This is a genomic window from Paracoccus sp. SM22M-07 (assembly GCF_001887735.1).
Lineage (GTDB): Bacteria > Pseudomonadota > Alphaproteobacteria > Rhodobacterales > Rhodobacteraceae > Paracoccus.
The window spans coordinates 611,882-621,242 of sequence record NZ_JPKW01000001.1; the positions used below are offsets into that span (position 1 = coordinate 611,882).

General features: G+C 60.9%; 19 protein-coding genes. All 19 read right to left on the minus strand.

All coding sequences use genetic code 11. The features are described from left to right. Window positions 1-42: 42 nt before the first annotated feature. A complete protein-coding gene (gene rplR, locus IE00_RS03135; protein WP_072295566.1) occupies window positions 43-402 on the minus strand; it encodes a 50S ribosomal protein L18 in 360 nt (119 codons plus the stop codon). Window positions 403-414: 12 nt separating this feature from the next. Beyond that, the gene (gene rplF, locus IE00_RS03140; RefSeq protein WP_072295567.1) at window positions 415-948 is read right to left on the minus strand and encodes a 50S ribosomal protein L6; all 534 of its coding nucleotides are present in this window, start codon (window positions 946-948) and stop codon (window positions 415-417) included. Window positions 949-960: 12 nt separating this feature from the next. After that, window positions 961-1,353, minus strand: a complete 393-nt coding sequence (gene rpsH / locus IE00_RS03145) for a 30S ribosomal protein S8 (RefSeq protein WP_072295664.1) — start codon at window positions 1,351-1,353, stop codon at window positions 961-963. Between the two features lie 16 nt (window positions 1,354-1,369). After that, window positions 1,370-1,675, minus strand: a complete 306-nt coding sequence (gene rpsN, locus IE00_RS03150; protein ID WP_072295569.1) for a 30S ribosomal protein S14 — start codon at window positions 1,673-1,675, stop codon at window positions 1,370-1,372. A gap of 20 nt (window positions 1,676-1,695) precedes the next feature. Next, window positions 1,696-2,256: a 50S ribosomal protein L5 gene (rplE, locus tag IE00_RS03155; RefSeq protein WP_072295570.1), complete on the minus strand. Its 561-nt coding sequence runs from the start codon at window positions 2,254-2,256 to the stop codon at window positions 1,696-1,698. After that, complete coding sequence (gene rplX / locus IE00_RS03160) at window positions 2,256-2,561, minus strand: 50S ribosomal protein L24 (RefSeq protein WP_072295572.1); 306 nt, start codon at window positions 2,559-2,561, stop codon at window positions 2,256-2,258. The genes rplE and rplX overlap by 1 nt, the downstream gene beginning before the upstream one ends. Beyond that, a complete protein-coding gene (gene rplN / locus IE00_RS03165; RefSeq protein ID WP_072295573.1) occupies window positions 2,561-2,929 on the minus strand; it encodes a 50S ribosomal protein L14 in 369 nt (122 codons plus the stop codon). Before rplN ends, rplX begins: the two co-directional genes overlap by 1 nt. Before the next feature lie 76 nt (window positions 2,930-3,005). After that, the gene (gene rpsQ, locus IE00_RS03170) at window positions 3,006-3,251 is read right to left on the minus strand and encodes a 30S ribosomal protein S17 (RefSeq protein WP_072295574.1); all 246 of its coding nucleotides are present in this window, start codon (window positions 3,249-3,251) and stop codon (window positions 3,006-3,008) included. A 12-nt stretch (window positions 3,252-3,263) separates the two neighbouring features. Next, on the minus strand, window positions 3,264-3,470 hold the full coding sequence (rpmC, locus tag IE00_RS03175) for a 50S ribosomal protein L29 (RefSeq protein ID WP_072295575.1): 207 nt from the start codon (window positions 3,468-3,470) through the stop codon (window positions 3,264-3,266). A 208-nt stretch (window positions 3,471-3,678) separates the two neighbouring features. Continuing rightward, window positions 3,679-4,092: a 50S ribosomal protein L16 gene (gene rplP, locus IE00_RS03180; protein ID WP_072295576.1), complete on the minus strand. Its 414-nt coding sequence runs from the start codon at window positions 4,090-4,092 to the stop codon at window positions 3,679-3,681. A 12-nt stretch (window positions 4,093-4,104) separates the two neighbouring features. Next, window positions 4,105-4,815 carry a 30S ribosomal protein S3 gene (gene rpsC, locus IE00_RS03185; protein WP_072295578.1) on the minus strand — a complete coding sequence of 237 codons (711 nt, stop codon included), beginning with the start codon at window positions 4,813-4,815 and terminating at the stop codon, window positions 4,105-4,107. Further along, a complete protein-coding gene (gene rplV / locus IE00_RS03190; RefSeq protein WP_072295580.1) occupies window positions 4,815-5,195 on the minus strand; it encodes a 50S ribosomal protein L22 in 381 nt (126 codons plus the stop codon). The genes rpsC and rplV overlap by 1 nt, the downstream gene beginning before the upstream one ends. A gap of 5 nt (window positions 5,196-5,200) precedes the next feature. Continuing rightward, window positions 5,201-5,479 (minus strand): 30S ribosomal protein S19, encoded by a 279-nt coding sequence (gene rpsS, locus IE00_RS03195; protein ID WP_072295582.1) that lies wholly within the window; start codon window positions 5,477-5,479, stop codon window positions 5,201-5,203. A 3-nt stretch (window positions 5,480-5,482) separates the two neighbouring features. Then, complete coding sequence (rplB, locus tag IE00_RS03200; RefSeq protein WP_072295583.1) at window positions 5,483-6,322, minus strand: 50S ribosomal protein L2; 840 nt, start codon at window positions 6,320-6,322, stop codon at window positions 5,483-5,485. Between the two features lie 92 nt (window positions 6,323-6,414). Then, on the minus strand, window positions 6,415-6,711 hold the full coding sequence (locus IE00_RS03205; RefSeq protein ID WP_072295585.1) for a 50S ribosomal protein L23: 297 nt from the start codon (window positions 6,709-6,711) through the stop codon (window positions 6,415-6,417). Then, window positions 6,708-7,328: a 50S ribosomal protein L4 gene (gene rplD / locus IE00_RS03210; protein ID WP_072295587.1), complete on the minus strand. Its 621-nt coding sequence runs from the start codon at window positions 7,326-7,328 to the stop codon at window positions 6,708-6,710. Before rplD ends, IE00_RS03205 begins: the two co-directional genes overlap by 4 nt. After that, a complete protein-coding gene (gene rplC, locus IE00_RS03215; protein WP_072295590.1) occupies window positions 7,328-8,182 on the minus strand; it encodes a 50S ribosomal protein L3 in 855 nt (284 codons plus the stop codon). Before rplC ends, rplD begins: the two co-directional genes overlap by 1 nt. Before the next feature lie 11 nt (window positions 8,183-8,193). After that, window positions 8,194-8,502 (minus strand): 30S ribosomal protein S10, encoded by a 309-nt coding sequence (gene rpsJ, locus IE00_RS03220; RefSeq protein WP_042247848.1) that lies wholly within the window; start codon window positions 8,500-8,502, stop codon window positions 8,194-8,196. Between the two features lie 271 nt (window positions 8,503-8,773). Continuing rightward, window positions 8,774-9,361: EF-Tu/IF-2/RF-3 family GTPase (locus IE00_RS03225; protein WP_240493774.1), on the minus strand; the 588-nt coding region annotated here is incomplete at its 5' end.

A 9,361-nucleotide genomic window follows, 5' to 3' on the forward strand; every position in this document is an offset into this window, starting at 1 on the left:
GGGGCGGCGCGAATCCGAAAAGGACAGGCGCCGACCGCAATATCAGAACTTCAGACCACCTTCGCGGGCGGCTTCGGCCAGAGCCTTGACCTTGCCGTGGAAGATGAAACCACCGCGGTCGAAGACGACTTCTTCCACGCCGGCTGCCTTTGCGCGCTCGGCAATTGCCGCACCGATCTTGGCAGCCGCTTCGACACTGTTCTTGCCGACCAGGCCGAAATCCTTCTCCAGCGTGCTGGCCGAAGCCAGGGTCACGCCCTTCAGGTCATCGATGACCTGAACCGAGATGTTCTTGGACGAGCGATGGATCGACAGGCGCGGACGCCCGTTCGACATTGCCCGCAGTTTGTTCCGCACGCGCAAGCGACGCTTCTGGAACAGCTCTTGCTTCTTCAGTGCCATTTCATGCGCCCCTTACTTCTTCTTGCCTTCCTTGCGGAAAACATACTCGCCCTTGTAGCGGATTCCCTTGCCCTTGTAGGGCTCGGGCTTGCGCCACTCGCGAATGTTCGCCGCAACCTGGCCGACCAGCTGCTGGTCGATGCCCTCGACAACAATCTCGGTCTGCTTCGGAGCCGTGATGGTCACGCCTTCGGGCACATCGAAATTCACGTCGTGCGAATAACCCAGAGCCAGCTTCAGGACATTGCCCTGCATCGTGGCGCGGTAACCCACGCCCTGGATCTCGAGTTCTTTCTTGAAGCCCGTCGACACACCGATCGTCAGGTTCTCGACCATCGAGCGGGTCAGACCCCACTGCTGGCGAGCACGCTTGGTGTTGTTGCGGGGCTCCACGCTGACGAGGTTGTCGTCAAGCGTGATGTTCACTTCATCGGTCGCGGTGAAGCTGCGGGTGCCTTTCGGCCCCTTCACTTCGATCTGCTGACCTTTGATCTCGGCCGTCACGCCCTTGGGCAGTTCGACCGGTTTTTTACCAATCCGAGACATCTGCTGCCCTCCTTAGAACACGGTGCAGAGAACTTCGCCGCCAACATTGGCACTGCGAGCCGCTGCATCCGACATGACGCCCTTCGGAGTCGAGACGATCGAGACGCCCAGACCCTGACGAACCTGCGGGATAGCCTTGGCACCGGTATAGACGCGGCGACCAGGCTTCGAGACACGCGCCACTTCACGGATAACCGGAACGCCGTCGTGATATTTCAGGCCGATTTCCAGCTCGTTATGGCCGGCGGCATTGGTCACTTCCTCGTATCCGCGGATGTAACCTTCGTTCTTCAGCACGTCCAGAACCCAAGCGCGCAGCTTGGAGGCGGGGGTGCGAACGGTCGATTTGCCACGCATCTGCGCATTGCGGATGCGGGTCAGCATATCGCCGAGAGGATCGTTCATCATTCTGTGTTCCCCCTTACCAGCTGGACTTGACCAGGCCGGGGATCAGTCCGTTCGAGCCCAGCTCGCGCAGCATGATCCGCGACAGTTTCAATTTGCGGTAATACGCATGCGGACGACCGGTCAGTTGGCACCGGTTGTGCAGACGCGTAGCCGAGGAGTTGCGCGGCAGTTCGGCCAGCTTCAGCGTGGCCTTGAAGCGCTCTTCCATCGGGCGGGATTGGTCATGAACGATCTCGTTCAGTTCGGCACGCTTCGCGGCGTACTTCTGAACCAGACGCTCGCGCTTCTTCTCGCGCTCGACCATGGATTTCTTTGCCATATCTTCTTTCCCTCCGCGACTCAGCTGGTGAACGGCATGTTGAAATGCTTCAACAGCGACTTCGCTTCCGCGTCGGTCTTCGCGGTGGTGCAGATGATGATGTCCATCCCCAGAACTTCGTCGACCTTGTCGAAGTTGATTTCCGGGAAGACGATGTGCTCCTTCAGGCCCATCGCATAGTTGCCACGACCGTCGAACGAGGTCGCTTTCACGCCGCGGAAGTCGCGGACGCGCGGCAGCGCGATGTTGATCAGGCGATCCAGGAAGTCGTACATGCGGTCGCCGCGCAGGGTCACCTTGCAGCCAAGCGGCATCTCTTCACGAACGCGGAAGCCGGCGATCGACTTCTTGGCATAGGTGATGACAGCCTTCTGGCCGGCGATCAGCGACAGCTCTTCAGCGGCCTGCTTGACCTTCTTGGTGTCCTTGACAGCTTCGCCGACACCCATGTTCAGGACGATCTTGTCCAGACGGGGCAGCTGCATGTCGCTCTTGTAGCCGAATTCTTCCTTCAGGGCAGCACGAATCGAATCGTTGAACTGCGCGCGAAGACGCGGCGTGTACTTGGTTGCGTCCAGCATCAGATCACGTCTCCCGTGGTCTTGGCGAAACGGACCTTCTTGCCGTCTTCCTCGCGGAAGCCGACGCGGGTCGCTTTGCCGTCCTTGTCCATCAGCGCCAGGTTCGACAGGTCGATCGGCATGGCCTTCGACACGCGTCCGCCCTGGCTCGTCTGCGACTGCCGGGTGTGGCGGATGGCGACATTCACGCCGTCCACGATGGCCTTGTTGTCCTTGGGCATCACAGCGGTGATTTCACCCTGCTTGCCCTTGTCCTTGCCGGCCAGCACGACAACCTTGTCGCCTTTTTTAAGCTTGGCAGCCATTACAGCACCTCCGGCGCAAGCGAGATGATCTTCATGAAGCTCTTGGCGCGAAGTTCACGAACGACCGGTCCGAAGATACGCGTACCGACCGGCTCACCCTGGTTGTTCAGGATGACGGCAGCATTGCGGTCAAAACGGATCGAGGTGCCGTCTTCACGGTTCACTTCTTTTGCGGTGCGGACGACGACGGCCTTGCGGACATCGCCTTTCTTGACCCGGCCCCGCGGGATGGCTTCCTTGACGGACACGACAATGATGTCGCCCACCGACGCATAGCGACGGTGCGAACCACCCAGAACCTTGATGCACTGAACCCGGCGAGCGCCCGAGTTATCAGCAACATCCAGATTGGTCTGCATCTGGATCATTTGGTTTCTCCCGACCTTTGGAGACCGGATCGTCCGGCCCCAGGGTTTCGATCATTTCTGATCTGTGATGATGGACTTATGCCGAAGCGGTTTCGTCCAACAGGACAGTCCAGCGTTTTGTCTTCGAGATGGGCGCGCATTCCGTGATACGGACGATGTCGCCGACCTTGAATTGGTTCTCCGCGTCATGGGCGCGGTATTTCTTGGAAGACCGGACGGTCTTGTGCAGCAGCGGATGCTTGAAGCGGCGCTCGACCAGGACGGTGACGGTCTGTTCGTTCTTGTCGCTGGTGACGCGGCCTTGCAGGATGCGTTTGGGCATGTGCCGGGCTCCTTAGTTAGAGGCCGCGGCTTCCGCCGCTTTCTGGTTCAAAATCGTCTTCACGCGGGCGACGTCACGGCGGACTTCGCGCATGCGCGCAGTGCTTGCAAGCTGGCCGGTGGCCTGCTGGAAGCGCAGGTTGAAGGCTTCTTTCTTCAGCGCAACCAGCTGGTCTTTCAGCTGGTCAGGCGTGTTATTCCTGAGTTCATTCGCGTCCATGACGCCTCTTCCTTTCAACATCACCGGAGGGCCCCTGACATCCAGGGCCACCCTGATTCCGGTGGAGTTTCGTGATGAAGGCCTGCGCATACAGGCGATTCCGGGGTTTTGCAACCCTTTATCCCGGCGCAACCGGGAAAAGGGAAACCCCGCCGGTTTCCCGGCGGGGTCAAGGCGTCGTCAGGGGCGCATCAGATGCGCCGCGGACTTACCAGTCTTCGCGCTGGACGATCCGGGTCAGGACCGGCAGCTTCATCGCGCCGAGGCGCAGGGCCTCGCGGGCGATGGTGTCGTTGACGCCGTCGATCTCGAACATGATCCGGCCCGGGTGGACGCGGGCAGCCCAGAAATCGACCGAGCCCTTACCCTTACCCATACGGACTTCGGTCGGCTTCGACGAAACCGGGACGTCCGGGAAGATACGGATCCAGACACGACCCTGACGCTTCATGTGACGCGTGATCGCGCGGCGTGCCGCTTCGATCTGACGCGCGGTCACACGCTCGGGTTCGACGGCCTTCAGTGCAAACGAGCCGAAGTTCAGGTCGAAACCACCCTTCGCATCACCGTGGATACGGCCCTTGTGCTGTTTGCGGTACTTAGTGCGTTTCGGTTGCAGCATTTTGGTTACTCCTTACCGAGCGTCGCGGCGCGGACCACGGGGTGCCGGACCTTCCTGGGCCTCGGCAGCGCGGCGATCGCGGGCTTGGGGATCATGTTCCATGATCTCGCCCTTGAAGATCCACACCTTGACGCCGATGATCCCGTAGGGGGTCGTGGCTTCGCAGAGCGCATAGTCGATGTCCGCGCGCAAGGTATGCAGCGGCACGCGGCCTTCGCGATACCATTCGGTACGGGCGATCTCGGCGCCGCCAAGACGGCCGGCGACGTTCACGCGGATCCCCAGGGCACCCTGACGCATCGAGTTCTGCACCGAACGCTTCATGGCGCGACGGAACGACACGCGGCGCTCCAGCTGCTGAGCGATCGATTCGGCGACCAGCGCCGCGTCGATGTCGGGCTTGCGCACTTCGACGATGTTCAGGTGCAATTCGCTGTCGGTGAAGTTCGCCAGCTTCTTGCGCAGGACCTCGATGTCCGCACCCTTCTTGCCGATGATGACACCGGGACGCGCTGCGTGAATGGTCACGCGGCACTTCTTGTGGGGACGCTCGATGATGACGCGGCTGATGCCGGCCTGCTTGGCTTCCGTCTTGATGAAGTCCCGGATCTTCAGGTCTTCAAGCAGAAGGTTGCCATATTCCTTGTCGTCGGCATACCAGCGGCTGTCCCAGGTGCGGTTGACCTGGAGACGCATGCCGATCGGATTGACCTTCTGACCCATTACGCTTGCTCCTCGACTTGGCGCACCTTGATGGTGATTTCCGAAAACGGCTTCATGATCTTGCCGAAACGACCACGTGCCCGCGGACGGCCACGTTTCATCACCAGGTTCTTGCCAACCCAGGCTTCGGCAACGATCAGGTTGTCGACGTCCAGGCCGTGGTTGTTCTCAGCGTTGGCGATTGCCGACTGAAGACATTTCTTCACGTCGCCAGCGACCCGCTTGTGCGAGAAGGTCAAGTCGGCCAGGGCCTTGTCGACTTTCTTGCCGCGGATCAGTTGCGCGACCAGGTTCAGCTTCTGCGGCGAGGTGCGAAGCATCTTCGTCTTTGCGAAGGCTTCGTTCTCCGCCACGCGGCGCGGATTGTTTTCCTTACCCATGACGATTACTTCCTCTTGGCTTTCTTGTCCGCAGCGTGACCGTAATAGGTGCGCGTGGGCGAATATTCACCGAATTTCTGGCCGATCATGTCTTCGCTGACGGCAACGGGGATGTGCTTGTGCCCGTTGTAGACCGCGAAGGTCAGACCCACGAATTGCGGCAGGATGGTCGAACGACGCGACCAGATCTTGATGACGTCGGATTTTCCCGCGTCACGGGCCTTTTCCGCTTTCTTGAGCACATAGGCGTCAACAAAGGGGCCCTTCCAAACAGAACGTGCCATGGATCAACGCCCCTTCTTTTTCGCGTGGCGCGAACGCAAGATATACTTGTCGGTCGCCTTGTTGCTGCGGGTCTTCTTGCCCTTGGTGTCTTTACCCCAGGGCGTGACCGGCGTGCGGCCACCCGACGTGCGACCTTCACCACCACCATGCGGGTGGTCGATCGGGTTCATGGCAACACCGCGAACCGAAGGACGGATGCCCTTGTGGCGGTTGCGACCTGCTTTACCCAGGTTCTGGTTCGAGTGGTCGGCGTTCGACACGGCACCGATGGTGGCCATGCATTCCTGACGGACCAGGCGCAGTTCACCCGAGGACAGGCGGATCTGTGCATAGCCGCCGTCGCGACCGACGAACTGGGCATAGGTGCCAGCCGAACGTGCGATCTGGCCGCCCTTGCCGGGCTTCAGCTCGACGTTGTGGACGATCGTGCCGATCGGCATGCCGCTGAAGGGCATGGCGTTGCCGGGCTTCACGTCGACTTTCTTGCCGGCGAAGATCTTGTCGCCGATGGCCAGACGCTGCGGGGCCAGGATATAGGCCTGCTCGCCGTCTTCGTACTTGACCAGCGCGATGAATGCCGTGCGGTTGGGATCGTATTCGATGCGTTCGACAACAGCCGCCACGTCGAATTTCGTCCGCTTGAAATCGACGATGCGATACAGGCGCTTTGCACCGCCGCCTTGGCGACGCATGGTGATCCGTCCGGTGTTGTTCCGGCCGCCTTTCTTGGTCAGACCCTCAGTGAGGGTTTTGACCGGGCGACCTTTCCAAAGCTCCGAACGGTCGATCAGAACCAGCCCACGCTGGCCAGGCGTCGTCGGTTTATACGACTTCAATGCCATCTTTCTGTCTTCCGTTGCTTTGGACCGAGGTGGTCCGTTTCAGTCGATGCGGCCCCGGGACATGCCCGGGGCCGCAGAATCGTGCTCTGCTATCAGAGTCCGGTGGACACGTCGATAGTGTTGCCGGCTTCCAGCGTGACATAGGCTTTCTTGACGTCGACCCGACGGCCAAGTTGACCCTTGAAACGCTTGGTCTTGCCTTTGGTGATGGTGGTGTTGACCGCCTTCACCTTGACACCGAACAGAGCTTCGACGGCCTGCTTGATCTGCGGCTTGGTCGAATCCTTGCTCACCTGGAACACGACGCCGTTGTTGTCGGCGGTCATGGTCGCTTTTTCGGTGATGATCGGCTTGACGATCACGTCGTAATGTTCAGCTTTCGCGCTCATTTCAGACGAGCCTCCAGAGCTTCGACACCAGCGCGCGTGATCACCAGCGTGTCACGCTTGAGGATGTCATACACGTTGGCACCCATCGACGGCAGGATATCCACGCCTTCGAGGTTGCGGGCGGCACGGGCGAAGTTCTCGTTCACTTCGGAACCGTCGATCACCAGCACGCGCTTCCAACCGTTTTCCTTGACGGCCTTCGCGACTGCCGAGGTCTTGGCGTTGTCGAGGTTCAGATCCTCGATGATCACCAGTTCACCAGCGGTTGCTTTTGCCGACAGGGCATGACGCAGACCCAGGGCCCGCACCTTCTTGGGCAGGTCGAAGGCGTGCGACCGCGGGGTCGGACCCTTGTAGACACCACCGTGACGGAAGGTCGGCGCCTTGCGGGAACCGTGACGTGCGCCGCCGGTGCCCTTCTGGCGATAGATCTTCTTGGTCGAGTAGCTGACGTCGGACTTGCCCAGCACCGAGTGGGTGCCTGCCTGTGCCTTCGCACGCTGCCAGCGCACGACACGCTGCAGGAGGTCGCCACGCGGCACCAACCCGAAGATATCGTCGGCCAGCTCGATCGACCCGGCTTTGCCGGCGTCCAGCTTGATCACATCGAGTTTCATCACTTGTCTCCTTCCGGCGCGGCTTCGCCGTTGTCGGACCCGGTCGATGCCTCGGCTTCCTTCAGCGCAGCTTCCTGTTCGGCGGCTGCAGCTTCCTCGGCGGCGATGCGTGCTGCTTCTTCCTCGGCTGCAGCGGCATTCGCTGCTTCCTCGGCCAGACGCTTGGCTTCTTCGGCTGCCGACTTCAGCGCGGCGGGATAGATGACGTTCTCGGGCGTGGCCTTCTTGACCGCATCCTTGATCGTGACCCAGCCACCCTTGGAACCGGGGACCGAACCCTTGACCATGATCAGGCCACGGTCGGCATCGGTACGGACGACCTGCAGGTTCTGCGTGGTGACGCGAACCGCACCCAGGTGACCGGCCATCTTCTTACCCTTGAAGACCTTGCCGGGATCCTGACACTGACCGGTCGAACCATGCGAACGGTGGCTGACCGACACGCCGTGCGACGCGCGAAGACCACCGAAGTTGTGACGCTTCATCGCGCCCGCAAAGCCCTTACCGATCGAGATGCCGGCGATATCGACGTACTGACCGGCGAAGTAGTGGTCAGCCGTGATTTCCTCACCGACATTGATCAGGTTTTCTTCGGCAACGCGGAATTCCGCGATCTTGCGCTTGGGCGCAACCGAAGCTTTTGCAAAGTGACCGCGCATGGCAGCGGTGGTCCGCTTGGCCTTGGCGGTGCCTGCACCCAGCTGAACAGCCGTATAGCCGTCGCGGTCAGCGGTACGCTGAGCGACAACCTGAAGGCCGTCCATTTGAAGAACAGTGACGGGAACCTGACGGCCATCTTCCAGGAAGAGACGCGTCATGCCCAGTTTCTTGGCGATAACACCAGTACGCAACATGATCGGCCTCCTCAGACTTTGATCTCGACATCCACGCCGGCGGCGAGGTCGAGCTTCATGAGGGCGTCAACGGTCTGCGGGGTCGGGTCGACGATGTCCAGCAGCCGCTTGTGCGTGCGGATTTCCCACTGGTCGCGCGACTTCTTGTCGATGTGCGGACCACGGAGAACCGTGAATTTTTCGATCTTGTTCGGCAGCGGGATCGGGCCGCGAACGGTCGCGCCGGTGCGCTTGGCCGTATTGACGATCTCCTGCGTGCTGGCGTCCAGCACACGATAGTCAAAGGCTTTCAGCCGGATCCGGATATTCTGGCTTTGCATTGCACTTCCCTTGGTGGGGAGTTCCAGTCGAGAGGCTGACATCGCACCGCGCGGTGCCAGCATCGGACCGTATGAAATAGTAGAGGCCGCCCTTGCAAAGGCGGCCCTACGGGCTGCAGCCGATTCTGTCGGAAAAGCGACAGTCCCGACGGCGATGCCGCCATCTGCCCGATATGGCCGCTTGCGTCAAGGGGGCTTGGCCCCATGGCGGCCCCGTGCATGAAAAAAGGCCGCCCGAAGGCGACCTTTCACGTCCTGATCCCGAAAAGGATCAGGCGATGATTTTGGAGACGACGCCTGCGCCGACGGTGCGGCCGCCTTCGCGGATGGCGAAGCGCAGCTTTTCTTCCATGGCGATCGGGGCGATCAGCTCGACCTCGAACTTCAGGTTGTCGCCGGGCATGACCATCTCGGTGCCTTCCGGCAGGTTCACGGTTCCGGTCACGTCGGTCGTGCGGAAATAGAACTGCGGACGGTAGTTGGCGAAGAACGGCGTGTGACGGCCACCCTCTTCCTTGGTCAGGATATAGGCTTCGGCTTCGAACTTGGTGTGCGGGTTCACCGACTTGGGCTTGCACAGCACCTGGCCGCGTTCCACGCCTTCACGGTCGATGCCGCGCAGCAGGACGCCGACGTTGTCGCCAGCCTCACCACGATCCAGCAGCTTGCGGAACATTTCCACGCCCGTGCAGGTCGTCTTCTTGGTGTCGCGGATGCCCACGATCTCCAGTTCGTCGCCGACGTTGACGGCGCCGCGCTCGACGCGGCCGGTCACGACCGTACCACGGCCCGAGATCGAGAACACGTCTTCGATCGGCATCAGGAAGGGCTGGTCCACGGCGCGCTCGGGCGTCGGGAT

Excerpts from the sequence above, each read along its gene's own strand:
- rplR (WP_072295566.1), bottom strand. The coding sequence starts at position 402 with ATGGCACTGAAGAAGCAAGAGCTGTTCCAGAAGCGTCGCTTGCGCGTG.
- rplF (WP_072295567.1), bottom strand. The coding sequence starts at position 948 with ATGTCTCGGATTGGTAAAAAACCGGTCGAACTGCCCAAGGGCGTGACG.
- rpsH (WP_072295664.1), bottom strand. The coding sequence starts at position 1,353 with ATGAACGATCCTCTCGGCGATATGCTGACCCGCATCCGCAATGCGCAG.
- rpsN (WP_072295569.1), bottom strand. The coding sequence starts at position 1,675 with ATGGCAAAGAAATCCATGGTCGAGCGCGAGAAGAAGCGCGAGCGTCTG.
- rplE (WP_072295570.1), bottom strand. The coding sequence starts at position 2,256 with ATGCTGGACGCAACCAAGTACACGCCGCGTCTTCGCGCGCAGTTCAAC.
- rplX (WP_072295572.1), bottom strand. The coding sequence starts at position 2,561 with ATGGCTGCCAAGCTTAAAAAAGGCGACAAGGTTGTCGTGCTGGCCGGC.
- rplN (WP_072295573.1), bottom strand. The coding sequence starts at position 2,929 with ATGATCCAGATGCAGACCAATCTGGATGTTGCTGATAACTCGGGCGCT.
- rpsQ (WP_072295574.1), bottom strand. The coding sequence starts at position 3,251 with ATGCCCAAACGCATCCTGCAAGGCCGCGTCACCAGCGACAAGAACGAA.
- rpmC (WP_072295575.1), bottom strand. The coding sequence starts at position 3,470 with ATGGACGCGAATGAACTCAGGAATAACACGCCTGACCAGCTGAAAGAC.
- rplP (WP_072295576.1), bottom strand. The coding sequence starts at position 4,092 with ATGCTGCAACCGAAACGCACTAAGTACCGCAAACAGCACAAGGGCCGT.
- rpsC (WP_072295578.1), bottom strand. The coding sequence starts at position 4,815 with ATGGGTCAGAAGGTCAATCCGATCGGCATGCGTCTCCAGGTCAACCGC.
- rplV (WP_072295580.1), bottom strand. The coding sequence starts at position 5,195 with ATGGGTAAGGAAAACAATCCGCGCCGCGTGGCGGAGAACGAAGCCTTC.
- rpsS (WP_072295582.1), bottom strand. The coding sequence starts at position 5,479 with ATGGCACGTTCTGTTTGGAAGGGCCCCTTTGTTGACGCCTATGTGCTC.
- rplB (WP_072295583.1), bottom strand. The coding sequence starts at position 6,322 with ATGGCATTGAAGTCGTATAAACCGACGACGCCTGGCCAGCGTGGGCTG.
- IE00_RS03205 (WP_072295585.1), bottom strand. The coding sequence starts at position 6,711 with ATGAGCGCGAAAGCTGAACATTACGACGTGATCGTCAAGCCGATCATC.
- rplD (WP_072295587.1), bottom strand. The coding sequence starts at position 7,328 with ATGAAACTCGATGTGATCAAGCTGGACGCCGGCAAAGCCGGGTCGATC.
- rplC (WP_072295590.1), bottom strand. The coding sequence starts at position 8,182 with ATGTTGCGTACTGGTGTTATCGCCAAGAAACTGGGCATGACGCGTCTC.
- rpsJ (WP_042247848.1), bottom strand. The coding sequence starts at position 8,502 with ATGCAAAGCCAGAATATCCGGATCCGGCTGAAAGCCTTTGACTATCGT.